Raw genomic sequence first — 14626 nt, forward strand, 5'->3', positions numbered from 1 at the left:
GAATGCTGACCGCGCTGTTCTAGCGTAATAAGCCCTGCGGAAATCTTCGAGGCAGGCTCAGGAGTTGAATCCACCCGCGATCGGCTCCCTCTCCCTCCGGGAGAGGGCTGGGGTGAGGGTGCTTTTGATCTTTCAGCCATCCGTCGAACGACTAAGCGCTGCCCATTGCTCAATACTCTCCGCCGTCTGCTGCAACTTGTCACGCACCAGCGCCAGCGCATCACTGCCCAATAGCAGGTGAGCCGGCGGATCTGGACTGTCGATGATGGTCAGCATGGCCCGTGCAGCTTTCAGCGGATCGCCCAGCTGCTGGCCGCTTTTCTCCTCCCGGGCCTTGCGCACCGGATCGAAGCTTGCGTCGTAGTCACTGATGCTACGCGGCGTGCGTTGCATCGAGCGGCCTGCCCAGTCGGTGCGAAATGACCCCGGCGCCACAGCGGTGACAAAAATATTGAAGGGTGCAAGCTCCTTGCTCAAGGTGTCGGAGATCCCTTCAAGCGCAAACTTGCTGCCGCAGTAATACGCGATCCCGGGCATGGTGATATGGCCCCCCATCGACGTGATATTAAGAACATGCCCCGCGCGGCGCTGGCGAAAATACGGGACGAACGCCTTGGCCACCGCCACCGCGCCGAACACGTTGACGTCGAACTGGCGGCGCATTTCCTGCAGCGACGACTCTTCAAAAATCCCCTCGTGGCCATAACCTGCGTTGTTGACCAGCACGTCCACCGGGCCGTGGCGATCCTCCACTGCCGCAACCACCCCATCGATGGCATCGAAATCGGTAACGTCCAGCACCACCCCATGAGCGCGTTCGGGCGACAGCGCTTCGAAGGCTGCCAGCGCTGATTCGCTGCGCACTGTGCCGATGATCTTATGGCCCTGGGCAAGTGCTTCCTTGGCCAGCGCTTGGCCAAAGCCGCTGCTGACACCGGTGATGAAAAGGGTCTTCATGGATCTGTACTCCAGCAGGCAATTGGAGAGGCCATGCTAGGGCGGATAACGCTGGCGGACGATGCCGAATCGGATCGGAGTATTGCCTGTTCCTATCAATAGGGTTTTCGATCAGGTCTTGCCTCAAAAAACGGAAAAGTCCTGCAGGTTTCAAACCTGCAGGACTTTTCTTGTTTCAGCGACACGCGCTTATGCTGCGCGACGACCTAGGGTCCGGTCTGATCCATCAGCGGCGAGGGCCTGGCCCATTGAGGTGCGGTCTGAGCCGTCGGCAGCGATGGCCTGACCCTGCGGCGTACGTTCCGAGCCATCGGCAGCAACAGTCTGCTGTGGTTCGTTGACCTGGGTGAAGAAACGATCTTCCTGATTGCTCGGTACGGCGAATGCGCTGGCGCTGAGGGCGAAAGTGGCGACGGCGATCAGTTGGCTTACAGTTTTCATGGCGGTGACTCCGGTCAAGTTGAGATTGAGGTCCGGGTCGTTCAGATCCGTATCTGGTTAACCCGTTGCAGTGGTGTGTTCTGCATGGGTTCAGATTAGGGGGCAGGGCGGTGTCGGCGTTAGGCGGATACTGTTGGCAATTTGCTTGATTCTGCTCGCTGAAGATGATTTACAGGCTAGCGACCTTATGGCTTCACGGCGCCGCGAGCAATCAGGTTCCGCCAGTGAGATAGCTTTGCACTTGCCTGACTACATCCCGGGCGGTGCGGGTTACGCCGATCAATGTGGCAGAAGCGAGCCCCGTCCAGTCGCCGTAACCCACCAGCCACAGATCGGGTATCGCAACGCTTCGGCTTTCGTCAACAATCACTTTGCCATCCCGGCCTACAACGCCCAGGTTGTTCAGGTGGTCGAGCGCTGGAGAAAAGCCCGTGCACCAGATGACAGCGTCCACCTTTGTCTCGATCCCCGATGACCACACAACCCCTGTCGAAGTAAAACGCGTGAACGGCCGTACTGCGTTCAGTACACCGCGTTCGCGAGCCTCCTTCACCGGTGGCACCATGACGATGTCGCCCAGCCCTCCAATGGGCTGTTGAGGCTCGACGCCATCCTGCTGCGCCTTCAGTCGAGCAGTAGCGCGTTCGAACAGGACGCGTCCATCCACCTCATCAGGTAAGAACGTTGGGGCCTGTTGCGTGACCCAGGTTGCCTGCGCCACTTTGGAGACCTCGGCGTAAATCTGGGCGCCGGAGTTGCCGCCACCGACGACAAGGACGGTTTTACCCGCAAACCCGTTCGGCCCGACGTAATGAGCGGAATGAAGCTGCCTGCCTGCAAACAACGCCTGGCCGGGATAGTCCGGTACGAACGGGCGGCTCCAGGTGCCTGTTGCACTGATAACCGCTTTGGCGTCCCAGTGGTTGTCCTTTGAGATAACGCGCAAGCCGCCTTCGATTTTCTCGACACCGGTCACCCGCGTGGAGCGGATGATGGGGAAGTCATACCGGCGCTCGTACTGAGTCAGGTATTCGACAACATCGTCTCGCCCGGGCGTCCCCTCGGATATGGCCGGCATCGGCCAGCCTGCAATCGAGCTCCATGCCGACGGCGAGAAGAGTCGCAGCGAATCCCAGCCATGCCGCCAGGCGCCTCCCGGTCCCGGCTCGGCATCGAGCAGCACGTAAGACAAGCCTGTGCGCTTCAAAAAATAAGCGACAGTCAGCGCGGATTGGCCACCACCAATGACCACAACATCAAGTGTCGAATTCTGACTCACCAGCATCCTCCCGGCGCAAAGGCCTCAACGTGTGAAAAATCGGGGTCCGGCCATACCGTTGTCCCACTCAGGCATCAAATGGAACGCTGGTTGACTCGTCTGGACAGCTCTTCGGCGGATTCCTTGCGCTCGGAATAACGGTCGACCAGGTAATCCTGACGATCGCGCAAGAGCAGCGTGAACTTCATCAATTCTTCCATCACGTCCACCAGGCGATCGTAGTAGGCGGAAGGCTTCATACGACCGGCCTCATCGAACTCTGTGAAGGCTTTGGCCACGGAAGACTGGTTCGGGATGGTGAACATCCGCATCCAGCGGCCAAGTACCCGCAACTGATTGACCACGTTGAATGACTGCGAGCCGCCGCAGACCTGCATCACAGCGAGGGTTTTGCCTTGCGTAGGTCGTACAGCGCCCAGCGCCAGCGGAACCCAGTCGATCTGCGCTTTGAACACGGCACTCATGGAGCCGTGACGCTCAGGAGAGCACCACACCTGACCCTCGGACCATTGCATCAGCTCGCGCAGTTCCACGACTTTGGGATGCGTGTCGGGTGCGTCATCAGGCAGCGGCAGACCCGCAGGATCAAAAATCCTGGTTTCGGCGCCAAACTCATTCAGCAGGCGTGCCGCTTCTTGCGTGACCAGACGACTGAACGAGCGCTCTCGCGTCGATCCGTATAGCAGCAAAATGCGAGGTTTGTGGGGCGAAGGATTACGCGGAGACAGCTGCTCCAGCGTAGGAATGTCGATCAGGTCGGCGTGTACGTTTGGCAATGTGTCTTGCATATGAACTCCTGCGGCGGCACCTGGAGGGGGGGCGCCTCGGTTGATCTTCAAAGCGAACCGATGCGGTTCAGTTCAGCTTGCAGTTGGTCAGGGCTCATGGTCTTGAGCGGCAGTGCGAGAAAAGCACTCACGCGTTCCTGGATTTTGGCCAGTGTGCTTTCAAACGCTGCGGTGATCTCGGCTTCCGACCCGCTAGCCTCAGACGGGTCGGCCAGCCCCCAATGCGCCTTCAAGGCTGGGCCGAAAAAGATCGGGCATGCTTCTCCCGCAGCCCGATCACAGACGGTGATCACGATGTCCGGAGGCGAGCCCTCAAAAGCATCCGAAGCCTTGCTGCTCAAACCCACTGTGGAAATACCCGCCGCCTCCAGCGTTTGCAGTGCCCGTTGATTCACCCGGCCACTGGGAAAGCTGCCTGAGCTGACAGCGTCTACGCCCTCGGGCGCCAAATGGTTGAAAAGCGCCTCGGACAGAATGCTGCGGCAGCTGTTGTGGGTGCACATGAACAAGATTTTCATCAGACGATTCCTTGATTCAGAAACTGAGGCGCAGTGCCAGGGTGGTTGATCCGGTGGGCATGAATCAGCTGCACATGGCCTGATTGACCGGTCGGTCGCTCATGCAGCACAGGCGCTTGGCCTCGGTTTCCAGCCATGGCTGATTGGCGTCTGCCACTGCCTTCAAAACTGCTGCCACCCACGCGGGCACATCAGGATTCAGTCGGTAGTACACCCATTGACCCTGGCGACGATCCAGCAGCAAACCGGCGGAGCGCAGCAGCGCCAAGTGGCGAGAAATCTTCGGCTGACTCAGGTCGAGCGCTGCCGTCAGCTCGCATACACACAACTCGCCTTCGCGCACGACAAGCAGGGAAATTTTGGCCCGGGTGTCATCGGCCAGACACTTGAACAAGGTGGTGGGGGTCATGGGTTCTGTCATACATCCTCCAGAAGCTTGTGTCTTGACCAAAACGAAGAGCCTGATGCGCTTGCGGATGTCGTGACGCGTAGGGTGAAAGGCGGCGGGATGATTGCCGAGCAATGGATACGGATAACCGAATATACGCATAGTCATATATCCGGTAAAGCGAATATAACAGGGGTTGAACCGTCGAGACTGATAGCGACGGACCGCGCGGATAGTGCCCGCGATTTGTCTGATTCCAACTGATTGAAAATAGCCATTGACTTAGAGCACGCTCAAACCTTTACGGTGATGACATGAATCCAGAACTGACAATTTCACAGTTGGCCAAGCGCCTTGATTTGAGCGCTCACACGATCCGCTATTACGAGCGCATCGGGCTGTTCGACCCGGTTGGGCGCGGTGGCAATGGCCACCGGGTGTACGCCGAGAAGGATGTGCTGTGGGCCGAGTTTCTGCTCCGGTTGAAGGCGACCGGAATGCCGATCCAGCAAATGCTGCGGTATGCCGAACTGCGCCGATCAGGCGACTCGACCCTGGCAGAACGCCGCGAGCTTCTCGAGCAGCATCGCCGGGACGTGCAAGCGCAGATCAGCCAGTTGAGCCAGTCCCTGGAGGTTCTGGATAACAAGATTCAGATCTATCACCAACTCGAGCAAAAGGAGCATCACCATGATCCGTAAACTTCCCGGTTTCAACCGCTTGCTGTCCGCCACATTGATTGGCGCAAGCGTGACCAGTGTGGCAGCGCCCGTGGACATGACTGATCGTCGAGCGCGCGGAGAAGCCGCTCTGACGCAGATTACTGGCGGACCTGGTCAGGCAGTGGTTGATTCATTGAAGGATACTGCTCCAGAGCTTGCGGACTGGATTCTGAGTTTTGCCTACGGCGATGTCTTCGCCCGCCCCGGGCTCGATCACTGCACTCGTGAGCTGGCAACCGTTGCGGCACTGACCGCACTGGGCAATGCACAGCCACAACTGAAAGTGCATATCGGCGGCGCCCTGAACGTCGGGTGCACACCGGAGGCGGTGGTCGATGTGATCTTGCAAATGACCGTATACGCAGGATTTCCCAGCGCCTTGAACGGTATAACGGCTGCGCGTGAAGTCTTTGCTGCTCGCGGGATCAGTGTTAAATCCTAGGTGCGCACGCTGCAGAAACTGCGGGATAAAGCCAGATTCAACCTACCACCCACCCCCCATGCAACTGCACAAACCGCACCTGCAGCCATTCGATAAACACCTGCACCTGCGCCGGCAAATGCGTGCGGCTCGGGTACAAAAGCGTCACTGGCCGAGGCAGCGGGCGCAGCGGTTGCAGAATTTCCACCAGAGCACCGTTAGCCAGATGCTCTGCCACCGCGATACCCGGTGCCTGAATAATGCCGAAGCCCGACACGCCACACTGCACGTAGGCGTTCGACTCGGTGACGGTAATACCTTGGCGGCTGACGTAGGATTTCTGTTTGCCCTCAACTGAAAACTGCCAGGGCAAGGTGCGGTTGTTCTGGCCCGAGAGAAAGTTCACGCCTTGATGGTTCGCCAGATCTCCAAGCGTTTCCGGTGTGCCGTGCTCGCGCAGGTATTCGGGCGCGGCGCAGGTGACCATGGTCGCCAAGGCGATAGGGCGGGCGATCAGGGTTGAGTCGGGCAGCTCGCCGATGCGCAGCGCGCAGTCGATGCCTTCGCCGACCAGATCAACCGCACGATCGGTGACGCCCAGCACCATATCGATGCCGGGGTAGGTGTCGGTGAATTCGCGCAGGCTTTTGATGAATTCCAGCTGCGCGAACGCCGTGGGAATGTCGATGCGCAGGCGGCCGGACAGCGTGGCTCCGGTGCGATCGAACATTGTGGTGGCGGCGGTGATCTCGGCCAGAATTTCCTGGACCCGCTGATAGAAAAGTTCACCCTCGGCGGTGAGTGCGACTTTCCTCGTAGTGCGCTGGAAGAGGCGCACGCCCAGCGATGTTTCCAGTTCCTGAATATAGCGAGTGACCTGCGGCCGGCCGATGTCCAGCGACTCAGCGGCTTTGGTGAAACTGCCCAGCTCCGCCAGTCGGGCGAACAGGCGCATTGATTGCAGTAATTCCATGACTTTTCCGGTGAGCTTCAGTATCTGGATTTGTTGCCTGAGAATAGAACAATCATGTCTGTTTCCAAGCATTTATTGCGCTGATGTAAAAGCCAATCATGGCCCCAAGGCAAGCCCGCTGAGGGTTTGCGGCCAATAATGCATTTGGAGACACATCATGAAAGCGTGGTTACTGAAAGATTTCGGGCTCGACAATCTGCAACTGGGCGAGACGCAAACCCCGCAGCCCAAGGCTGGCGAGCTGCTGGTCAAGGTCGGCGCGGTCTCGCTGAATTTTCGCGACAAGGCCATCGTTGACGGTATCTACGAGCCGCACCTGGTGCCGAAACCGCTGATTCCGGTGAGCGATGCCGCCGGTACCGTAGTTGCAATCGGCGCCGGTGTTACTCGTTTCAAGGTTGGCGACCGCGTCAATTCACATCTGTACTCGCGCTGGTTGGATGGCGAGCCGGGGCCGAGCGAGCCGGATTATTGCTTCGGTTCGCCGCTGCCCGGTGGCCTCGCCGAGTACATGATCATTCATCAGGACAGCGCCGTCGGCGCGCCGGCCAACATGAGCGATGAAGAGGCGGCGACACTGCCGATCGCCGCACTGACTGCGTGGTATGCGCTGGTGGATTTCGGCGCTATTCAACCGGGCCAGACTGTGTTGGTGCAGGGTACCGGCGGCGTATCGATTTTCGCCGTGCAGATCGCCACCGCGCTGGGCGCCAAAGTCATCGCTACCTCAAGCAGCGATGAAAACCTGCACGCGGTAAAACGTCTGGGCGCGGTCGCCGGTATCAACTACCGCAGCACGCCGAACTGGGCGGACGAGGTGCTGAAACTCACCGAGGGCAAGGGTGTGGACCTGCTGCTCGATGTGGCGGGAGGCAATGGCATCAATCAGTCGGTAGCAGCGACCAAGGCCTCGGGGCGGATAGCGCAGATTGGCTTTCTGACAGGGCAGACCGTCGAGCTGAACCTGATGCCGCTGATCTTCCGCCAGACCACCATTCGCGGCATTGCGGTGGCACCGCGTTCATCGTTCGACCGGATGAACGTGTTCCTCGCCGAGCACGACATTCGCCCGGTGATCGACCATGTCTATCCATTCGAACAGGCGCGCGAGGCCTATGAGCATCTGGCGAAAGGGGCGTTTGGCAAGGTTGTGATCAAGGTAGGCTGACAACGAAAAAGGCGCCGATCAAGGCGCCTTTTTTGCTGGTCTGGTTTTTTACGGCTCGCCTCGCTCAACCATCGCGCGCCATTGCTGCACACTCGGACGTTGCTGCATGCGCGCGTGCCATTCGCGCAGTGCCGTGCAGTCTTCCGGGACTTCCAGCTCAACCAGCGCCGAGAAGATCATCCCGCCCAACACGGCGATGTCCGCCATGGAAAAACTGGTGCCGGCCACGAACGGCTGCTGACGCAGCAAGTTGTCGAAATAGCGCATGCCGCGCACAGCCTTGTCCCGCATGCGCATGCCCCATTCAGCGTTCTGGTACAGCTCCACTTTCGGGCCGAGTCCCGGGGTTGCATGGTGGAAATACACGCTGACGGCATCGAGAAATTCGATCTCGGCACGTTTGGTCAGCATGTGTATTCGTCCTTGCTCAATCGGTGTGCGGCCGGTGAGGACAGGGTTGCCATCGAGAACGTCCAGGTATTGCGTGATGGCCGTGCATTCGGCGAGCAGCGTGCCGTCTTCCAGCTCCAGCACTGGCAGCGTTCCGGAGTAGTTCAAGCGCAAGAACTCGGGGTTCTTGTGTTCGCCTTTCCACAGATTTACCGAGACGAATTCGGTGCGGGCCAAAAGCGATTTTTCCGCCAGGGCGATGCGCACGCGCGCCGGGTAGGGGCCGTTGTACCAGTCGTAGATTTTCAATGCGGAAATGGAGTGAGCGTCGTTTTGAGTCGAGTTAGCGGTCATTTCAGTTGCCCTGCCTGTCAGTTGGTAGGCAAAGACTGCGACCAGAATTTATTCCTGTCAATCCCCTACCTGCCAATTGGCAGGTAAATCTTTCGCGGGTACACTCCGCCCCATTGACCGATAGTCAGCGAGGACACAGACATGAGCGTGAACGCACGCGAAGCTATTCTGGACGCCGCCAAAACAGCGGCGCAGACCCACGGCTACAACGGCATCAACTTCCGTAGCATCGGTGAAGTGGTGGGTATCAAGAACGCCAGCATCTACTATCACTTTCCCAGCAAGGCCGACCTCGGCGCGGCAGTTGCCGAGCGTTACTGGCAAGACGCGGCCAAGGCGCTGGACGGTATTCGTGAGGCCAATCCCGAGCCGCATCAATCCCTGAAGCTGTACCCGTCGATATTCCGCACTTCGCTGGAGAACGGTAATCGGCTGTGCCTGGTCAGCTTCATGGCTGCCGAATACCAGGATCTGCCAGACCCGGTGAAGGACCAGGTGAAGAAGTTCGCAGAGGTCAACATCGAGTGGCTGACCCAGGTGTTGATCGCTGCAGGAGCTGCCGACGAAGACAGCTGCGAGGCGCGGGCGCGGGCGATTTACGCGGCGGTGGCCGGTGCGCAGTTGATTGCACGCAGCCGAGGGGATATTGCGTTGTTTGATGAGTTGATCGGCAGCTACGAAAGCGCCGGGCTGATCTCGGCGGATTTCACTGAGTAGCTTGCCACTCGCGCCGAGATCCACTTGCGGCTGTAAGCCAGCACATGGTCAGCAGTGGCGGTCGGGAAGTGAATGAAGCCATGCGGACACTCTGGCAGCACGTACATCTCCACCGGCGCCGCTTGCTGCCAGCGCTCAGCGATGAGTCGCGTGTCATCCAGCAGCGGATCGAGGTCGCCGACAAACAGCAGCGCTGGTGGCAGTCCGCTGAAATCGCCGTACAGCGGCGACAGCGGTGGCTGGCGTCGTTGTTCGTCGCTGATATCCGGCGTGAGCAGGCGCAACGCTTCGACCATGCCGGGGCCGTCGAGCACCAAGGTATCGGCGGGCGCGGTGCGCACGCTGGGTGTGCCGGTCAGGTCGTAGACGCCGTAATACAGCAGCGCGCCGCAGATCCGTCGCAGCAGTTCTGGCGAAGATTTGAGGGCGAGCAGGGTGGCCGCCGCCAGATGTCCGCCGGCCGATTCACCGACGACGACTACGGGCAATCCGGCAAATTCAGCATCGTTCAAGATGCCGCGAGTGGCGCTTAGGCAGTCCTCCAGCAAGCCCTCGATCGGCGTCGACACGGCCAGCCGATAATCCACCGACAGCACCGCCACGTCGCAAGTATTGACGATGGCGATGTTGAAGTTGTCGTTCATCTGCGCATTGCCGATCACCCAGCCGCCACCATGGAAATCCAGCACCACGCCTCTGGCTTTGCCCTTGGGGCGGATGATGCGCACGGGCACCGTGTCGATGATCTTCCGTTCGGCGCTCAGCCGATGCTGGCGCAGCTTGCCAGCGCCGCCGAGCTGACCCGCCCGCAGCAACGCCTGAATCAGCCGTGGGGTGAGGCGATTGCGGATCTTGAAGCGTGGCAGCCAGGCGAGCTTTTTGTTGAATGCGCGAACCTGTGCCAGCTCAGGCTCGCCTTGCGGCCATGGAAATTCGCTCACAGGCGATTCTTCATCAGGATCGAGCAGTTCAGCGCCGCCGCAACGCACAGCCACGCCAGGTACGGGAACAGAATCAGTCCGGTGACCACGTCCAGTTGCAGGGCGAGCACGACCATCACCGCGACCACCACCCACAGCACCGCCAGAATCACCAGCGCCGCCAGCACCTGATGCGCGCCGAAGAACACCGGCGTCCACAGCGTGTTCAGGGCGATTTGCGCGGCCCACAAGGCCAGCACCGTTTGGCTGCCGGGAATCAGGCTCAGGCGATAACCGGCCCAGGCCAGCAGCAGGTAGATGATCGTCCACGCTACCGGAAAGGCCCAGTTGGGCGGGGTGAAAGAGGGTTTGGTCAGCGATTCGTACCACGGACCAGGTTTGAACATCACGCCAGTGGTTGCCGCCGCCGCGCAGGCCAAGAGGAAGATGAAAAAGGTCATTGCCAGTCCTTAGCTGTGATCAGCTGTTGTGGAGAGTTAAGAAGAGGACGCTTCGCTGCGCAAAAAGTTTGTTCGCAAATGCAATTTGGCAGTCAGGTTGAACTAAAAGCTGACCGCTGCGTCAGGATAAACAGTGCCTTTTCCCACCGACGCGGACGACAACATGTACACCTATCACATTGAATACCGTTTCAACGGCGAGCCTCGTACTTATCTGCTCGAACTCAAGGAAGCGCAACTGGCCGAGCACGACGCGGCGATGCATCTGCTCGAACTGCATCTGGGCGATGCAGAAAACAGCCTGGTCATGCCCACGGCGGATTCGACGCCAGAGCAGATTCTCGAGCAGGCCGAGCGGGTAGGGATTACGCATATCCGGGTGGTCAGCCGGACCAATTGACGCCCGCATGCGGCGCAGGCGTTAGCAGAATGTGCTCTGGATTCAGGCCATGCGCCGCAATACCAGCACCATCCCCGCGCCTACGAGGCCCATGCAGGCGATCAGCACGGGAAAGGACATCCACCATGGGACGCCGGACGTCATCATGCTGAACTCCGACATGCCACCGATGCCGGCGATCAGGTTCAAGGGAAGGAATACGACGTTGATCAGTGTCAGCTTGCGCAGGGCCCGGTTCATGCTGTTGTTGGCAAGATTGCCGTGGGATTCGATGAGGTTGGCGAACACCTTGGCGTGAATTCTGGCCTGCTGAAAGCTTTGTTCGTTTTCCACGATCAGATCGTTCAGCGCAGCCAGTTGACTGTCGCTGAAGCCCTGACGCTGGCCGTGGTTGCGCAGCAGGGTCAGCACCGCTCCGTTACTTTGAATCGCATTGACGTAGTACACGAGGCTTTCGCTCAGGTTGTACATCTGCGCCAATTGCTGATTGTCCATCGCCCGGGTGAATTGCTGTTGAATCTCCCGGGCGATCTGTTTGACCACGCGCAAATGCCCAAGGTAGTGATGAACGCTTTCAGCGAGTAATGCCATCAGCACGTCCAGCGGCCCGGTCATTTGCGCATCGTGTTCCAGCCCCGAAAGCAGCGAGTTGCTCGCGCAGATGACCACCAGGCGTTTTTCGCTCAGCACCACTCCGAACGACGAAACGTTGAATGCGCGCCCGTCGAAGCTTTCCGGACGCTTCCAGATCAGGAACAGGTGATCTGGCTTGACCTCGATGCGGGCCACTTCATCTGGGTCCAGCGACGACTCTATCGCTTGTGCGCCAATGCCCAGGCGTCTGTGCAAATCCAGTTGCTCGGCTGCGTCCGGGGCGACACACAGCCAGACAGTCGCCTGGTCCTCCGATGTCCTGTGCAGGGCGCCGCAATCAATGCAATAGCCTTCAATCATTGCTCACCACGCTTGGCCACGGTGTTTGAGCTCGAGCCTTTGGGTAAAAGCCTGTAATACGCGCCGGTACAATTCGTCGCCCAGCACCGCGTCTTCGATGCCCGCATCGAGGTTGGGATTGTCGTTCACTTCGATGACCAGGACCCGATCGCCCGCCTGCTTGAGGTCGACGCCGTAGAGGCCGTCGCCGATCAGCCGCGCCGTCTGTACGGCGAGCTGCACGACTGCGGGCGGGGCTTGCTCGACCGGCACCGCCTCGCACATTCCGTTGATCTCGCCGGGCAGCGCCTTGTGGTTGTAAATCTGCCAATGCCCCTTTGACATGAAATACCTGCAGGCATACAGCGCTTCGCCATTGAGCACCCCGACGCGCCAGTCGTATTCGGTGTAGCAATACTCTTGCGCCAGCAGCAACACCGAGTGTTCGAATAACTCTTGCGCGTCCGTGGCCAGCGCTTGTGCATCGGCGACCTTGATCACACCCCGTGAAAAACAGCCATCGGGGATTTTCAATACCAAGGGAAAACCGAGGCGACGCCCTGCGTTTTCGAGTTCCTGCGGACGATCCTTGTAGAGTATTTCCGTTGCCGGCATGCCCAGCCCGCGACGCTTCAGCAAATCGGCCAGATAAACCTTGTTGGTGCAGCGCAGGATGGACGACGGATCGTCAATCACCACAAGGCCTTCGCTTTCAGCCTTTTTCGCGAACCGATAGGTGTGATCGTCCACCCGTGTTGTTTCGCGAATGAACAGCGCGTCGAATTCGGCGAGACGTGCGTAGTCCTTTTTCTCGATCAGTTCGACATCGATACCCAGCTGTTCGCCCGCAGCGATGAAACGCTGCAATGCCTCGGGGTTAGACGGCGGCAGGGCTTCGTCAGGATCATGCAGGATGGCCAGGTCGTAGCGGGCCACACGTTTGGAGGCGGGCTGACGCCACGTTCTGCGATTGAAGGCATCCAGCGCATCAGCGAAAACATGCTGCTGTTCATCGCGAAGTTTGTGCAGTGCACCGGCCTTGATGCCTGCGATCTGCCAGCTCTCACCACGGCGGAATTCCACCAGCAGGATAGGGCAGGGGAACGCCTCGAACAGCTGACGGCCGATCTCTTGCAGCGGCTCGATCGAGGCCTTGCCGAAGTACAACGACAGCGTGAAAGCCTCGGTTTCGCCGTACGGGTGGTTCGCCAGCGCCCGCTCCAGGGTGCGCTCCAGATCATTCAGCCCCACCCCGTAAAGCGCTTTGCGCGCCAGCTCGCTGACGGTGCGTACCGAGGGGAAAACCTTGTGTCCGCGCGCTTCGGCCAGCAATGAGCAGTAATAGCCCTGACCGAGGTATTTGTAATTGCGGCAGAGGTTTATGACCTGGGTGCGATGAGGAAAATCATCGCTGTGTTCAAGGTAATCCTGAGCCAGCATCAGGCTCTCGCTGGGCAGGTAATCAGCCCAGTCATCCTTGCGTTCGACCAGTATGAGCAATCGACTTCCCGAGGGCTTGATACTGGGAGGTTCCTCGCTGAGGGAGATTGTCGAATGCTCGGTTTTGTCTAATACTTCGTTCACGTTGGCTTGCACCGCTGACATGAGTAATGAATCCCTGTTGAAGAAGACGCCGCTTCAATAAATCACGGGCCTTTCGGTCTGTCCCGGTTCGTTACTCAAACTTTACGGTGCGGTCATGTCTTTTGATTTTCGCTTTGCATCCATGGACGATATCGACGATCTGGTCGAATTGGAGCGGATGTGTTTTACCCTCGACCGGTTGAATCAGCGCAACTTCAGCTGGATGCTCAGTCGAGCGAATGCCGCGCTGATTGTCGTCACCTCGGGCGCAACACTTTGCGGTTACGCGCTGGTGCTTTTTCACCGTGGCACCTCACTTGGACGCCTGTATTCGATTGCGGTCAGCCCCGCCTGGCGCGGGCATGAGCTTGGCCAGCGTCTGCTGGAAAAGGCCCAGGCCTGCGCATTGGCGCGCAACTGCGCATGGCTGCGTCTGGAGGTGCGCGCTGACAACAGCGCTGCCATCCGCCTCTACGAAGCCAACGGCTATCAACGCTTTGCCAGTGTCGAGGACTACTACGAAGACCACTGCGAGGCGTTGCGCTACGAGAAACGCATCCTGCGCGAAACACCAGCGCCCGCCCGGCAAGTGCCGTATTACCAGCAGACCACCGAGTTCACCTGCGGCGCCGCGTGCCTGCTGATGGCCATGTCCGCCATCGATGCGAACCGTGCCATGACCCGAGCGGAGGAAATCCAGTTGTGGCGCGAGGCAACCACCATTTTCATGACGGCGGGGCACGGTGGCTGCAGTCCTCAGGGCCTCGCACTGGCGGCCTGGCGGCGCGGTTTCGATGTGCGCCTTGAGGTAAGTCACCCGGGCTCGCTTTTTCTTCACGGCGTACGCAGCACGGAGAAGAAGTCGATCATGAAACTGGTCGAGGATGGGTTTGCCCAGGAACTGGCTGCCACGCAAGTCGAGCAGGTTCTGGGTGATTATCTGCAGATCGGCGCTGCGTTGGCGGCCGGATACAAACCGCTGGTGCTGATCAGCAGCTACCGATTCACCCGCTTGAAAGCGCCGCATTGGGTCATCATCACCGGGTGTGACGAGGACTTCGTCTACTTGCATGATCCTGATGTCGACCACAGCAAACTCAAGCGCGGCCTGGACTGCCAGCACTTGCCGGTCAGTCACCAGGAATTCCTGCGCATGACGGTGTTTGGCGTACAGCGGGTTCGCGCAGCCGTGATGCTGCGCTCCCGTTGAGG

The 14626-nt window shown here is 59.3% G+C and carries 18 protein-coding genes; 6 read left to right on the forward strand and 12 right to left on the reverse strand.

From position 1 onward, the window contains the following. Positions 1-132: 132 nt before the first annotated feature. From J2Y39_RS21090 to J2Y39_RS21115, 6 genes are all read right to left on the reverse strand, one after another. The gene (locus J2Y39_RS21090; protein ID WP_150635626.1) at positions 133-957 is read right to left on the reverse strand and encodes an oxidoreductase; all 825 of its coding nucleotides are present in this window, start codon (positions 955-957) and stop codon (positions 133-135) included. A 189-nt stretch (positions 958-1146) separates the two neighbouring features. After that, positions 1147-1398, reverse strand: coding sequence for a hypothetical protein (locus tag J2Y39_RS21095; protein ID WP_056784925.1), 252 nt, complete (start codon positions 1396-1398; stop codon positions 1147-1149). Between the two features lie 211 nt (positions 1399-1609). Further along, a complete protein-coding gene (locus tag J2Y39_RS21100) occupies positions 1610-2683 on the reverse strand; it encodes an ArsO family NAD(P)H-dependent flavin-containing monooxygenase (protein ID WP_310219509.1) in 1074 nt (357 codons plus the stop codon). A 68-nt stretch (positions 2684-2751) separates the two neighbouring features. Continuing rightward, entirely contained in the window at positions 2752-3465 is a 714-nt protein-coding gene (gene arsH, locus J2Y39_RS21105; protein WP_150635624.1) for an arsenical resistance protein ArsH, read from the reverse strand. Positions 3466-3512: 47 nt separating this feature from the next. Next, on the reverse strand, positions 3513-3983 hold the full coding sequence (locus J2Y39_RS21110) for an arsenate reductase ArsC (protein WP_256808740.1): 471 nt from the start codon (positions 3981-3983) through the stop codon (positions 3513-3515). A gap of 64 nt (positions 3984-4047) precedes the next feature. Further along, positions 4048-4404, reverse strand: coding sequence for a metalloregulator ArsR/SmtB family transcription factor (locus J2Y39_RS21115; RefSeq protein WP_256808739.1), 357 nt, complete (start codon positions 4402-4404; stop codon positions 4048-4050). A gap of 281 nt (positions 4405-4685) precedes the next feature. On the opposite strand from J2Y39_RS21115, the gene J2Y39_RS21120 reads away from it, so the two are divergent. Beyond that, on the forward strand, positions 4686-5072 hold the full coding sequence (locus J2Y39_RS21120; RefSeq protein WP_056784936.1) for a MerR family transcriptional regulator: 387 nt from the start codon (positions 4686-4688) through the stop codon (positions 5070-5072). 70 nt (positions 5073-5142) lie between these two features. Then, complete coding sequence (locus tag J2Y39_RS21125; RefSeq protein WP_370593534.1) at positions 5143-5535, forward strand: carboxymuconolactone decarboxylase family protein; 393 nt, start codon at positions 5143-5145, stop codon at positions 5533-5535. Positions 5536-5572: 37 nt separating this feature from the next. Here the strand turns inward: J2Y39_RS21125 and J2Y39_RS21130 are convergent, their stop codons facing one another. Continuing rightward, entirely contained in the window at positions 5573-6487 is a 915-nt protein-coding gene (locus J2Y39_RS21130) for a LysR family transcriptional regulator (protein WP_056784938.1), read from the reverse strand. Positions 6488-6644: 157 nt separating this feature from the next. Here J2Y39_RS21130 and J2Y39_RS21135 point away from each other — a divergent pair, with 157 nt between their 5' ends. Continuing rightward, the gene (locus J2Y39_RS21135; protein ID WP_310219514.1) at positions 6645-7655 is read left to right on the forward strand and encodes an NAD(P)-dependent alcohol dehydrogenase; all 1011 of its coding nucleotides are present in this window, start codon (positions 6645-6647) and stop codon (positions 7653-7655) included. Between the two features lie 48 nt (positions 7656-7703). On the opposite strand, the gene J2Y39_RS21140 is transcribed toward J2Y39_RS21135, so the two are convergent. Next, positions 7704-8399 (reverse strand): glutathione S-transferase, encoded by a 696-nt coding sequence (locus tag J2Y39_RS21140; protein ID WP_252887741.1) that lies wholly within the window; start codon positions 8397-8399, stop codon positions 7704-7706. A gap of 141 nt (positions 8400-8540) precedes the next feature. Between J2Y39_RS21140 and J2Y39_RS21145 the strand changes: the two genes are divergently transcribed. Next, positions 8541-9116, forward strand: a complete 576-nt coding sequence (locus tag J2Y39_RS21145; RefSeq protein ID WP_056784946.1) for a TetR/AcrR family transcriptional regulator — start codon at positions 8541-8543, stop codon at positions 9114-9116. On the opposite strand, the gene J2Y39_RS21150 is transcribed toward J2Y39_RS21145, so the two are convergent. Both J2Y39_RS21150 and tspO read right to left on the reverse strand, forming a co-directional pair. Then, positions 9074-10057, reverse strand: coding sequence for an alpha/beta hydrolase (locus J2Y39_RS21150; RefSeq protein WP_310219516.1), 984 nt, complete (start codon positions 10055-10057; stop codon positions 9074-9076). The two genes, J2Y39_RS21145 and J2Y39_RS21150, sit on opposite strands and share 43 nt — an antisense overlap. Next, positions 10054-10497 (reverse strand): tryptophan-rich sensory protein TspO, encoded by a 444-nt coding sequence (tspO, locus tag J2Y39_RS21155; protein WP_041480509.1) that lies wholly within the window; start codon positions 10495-10497, stop codon positions 10054-10056. Before tspO ends, J2Y39_RS21150 begins: the two co-directional genes overlap by 4 nt. Positions 10498-10630: 133 nt before the next feature. Between tspO and J2Y39_RS21160 the strand changes: the two genes are divergently transcribed. Further along, positions 10631-10897 (forward strand): hypothetical protein, encoded by a 267-nt coding sequence (locus J2Y39_RS21160; protein ID WP_041480507.1) that lies wholly within the window; start codon positions 10631-10633, stop codon positions 10895-10897. 42 nt (positions 10898-10939) lie between these two features. On the opposite strand, the gene J2Y39_RS21165 is transcribed toward J2Y39_RS21160, so the two are convergent. Beyond that, a complete protein-coding gene (locus tag J2Y39_RS21165) occupies positions 10940-11851 on the reverse strand; it encodes a magnesium transporter CorA family protein (RefSeq protein ID WP_150742655.1) in 912 nt (303 codons plus the stop codon). A gap of 3 nt (positions 11852-11854) precedes the next feature. Continuing rightward, the gene (locus J2Y39_RS21170; RefSeq protein WP_310219519.1) at positions 11855-13435 is read right to left on the reverse strand and encodes a RimK family protein; all 1581 of its coding nucleotides are present in this window, start codon (positions 13433-13435) and stop codon (positions 11855-11857) included. A 94-nt stretch (positions 13436-13529) separates the two neighbouring features. Between J2Y39_RS21170 and J2Y39_RS21175 the strand changes: the two genes are divergently transcribed. Next, complete coding sequence (locus J2Y39_RS21175) at positions 13530-14624, forward strand: GNAT family N-acetyltransferase/peptidase C39 family protein (protein ID WP_310219520.1); 1095 nt, start codon at positions 13530-13532, stop codon at positions 14622-14624. Positions 14625-14626: the final 2 nt, after the last annotated feature.

The organism is Pseudomonas sp. 2957 (assembly GCF_031456345.1).
GTDB lineage: Bacteria > Pseudomonadota > Gammaproteobacteria > Pseudomonadales > Pseudomonadaceae > Aquipseudomonas > Aquipseudomonas siliginis.

Coding starts and splice junctions, on each gene's coding strand:
- J2Y39_RS21090 (WP_150635626.1), bottom strand. CDS start 957: ATGAAGACCCTTTTCATCACCGGTGTCAGCAGCGGCTTTGGCCAAGCG.
- J2Y39_RS21095 (WP_056784925.1), bottom strand. CDS start 1,398: ATGAAAACTGTAAGCCAACTGATCGCCGTCGCCACTTTCGCCCTCAGC.
- J2Y39_RS21100 (WP_310219509.1), bottom strand. CDS start 2,683: ATGCTGGTGAGTCAGAATTCGACACTTGATGTTGTGGTCATTGGTGGT.
- arsH (WP_150635624.1), bottom strand. CDS start 3,465: ATGCAAGACACATTGCCAAACGTACACGCCGACCTGATCGACATTCCT.
- J2Y39_RS21110 (WP_256808740.1), bottom strand. CDS start 3,983: ATGAAAATCTTGTTCATGTGCACCCACAACAGCTGCCGCAGCATTCTG.
- J2Y39_RS21115 (WP_256808739.1), bottom strand. CDS start 4,404: ATGACAGAACCCATGACCCCCACCACCTTGTTCAAGTGTCTGGCCGAT.
- J2Y39_RS21120 (WP_056784936.1), top strand. CDS start 4,686: ATGAATCCAGAACTGACAATTTCACAGTTGGCCAAGCGCCTTGATTTG.
- J2Y39_RS21130 (WP_056784938.1), bottom strand. CDS start 6,487: ATGGAATTACTGCAATCAATGCGCCTGTTCGCCCGACTGGCGGAGCTG.
- J2Y39_RS21135 (WP_310219514.1), top strand. CDS start 6,645: ATGAAAGCGTGGTTACTGAAAGATTTCGGGCTCGACAATCTGCAACTG.
- J2Y39_RS21140 (WP_252887741.1), bottom strand. CDS start 8,399: ATGACCGCTAACTCGACTCAAAACGACGCTCACTCCATTTCCGCATTG.
- J2Y39_RS21145 (WP_056784946.1), top strand. CDS start 8,541: ATGAGCGTGAACGCACGCGAAGCTATTCTGGACGCCGCCAAAACAGCG.
- tspO (WP_041480509.1), bottom strand. CDS start 10,497: ATGACCTTTTTCATCTTCCTCTTGGCCTGCGCGGCGGCGGCAACCACT.
- J2Y39_RS21165 (WP_150742655.1), bottom strand. CDS start 11,851: ATGATTGAAGGCTATTGCATTGATTGCGGCGCCCTGCACAGGACATCG.
- J2Y39_RS21170 (WP_310219519.1), bottom strand. CDS start 13,435: ATGTCAGCGGTGCAAGCCAACGTGAACGAAGTATTAGACAAAACCGAG.
- J2Y39_RS21175 (WP_310219520.1), top strand. CDS start 13,530: ATGTCTTTTGATTTTCGCTTTGCATCCATGGACGATATCGACGATCTG.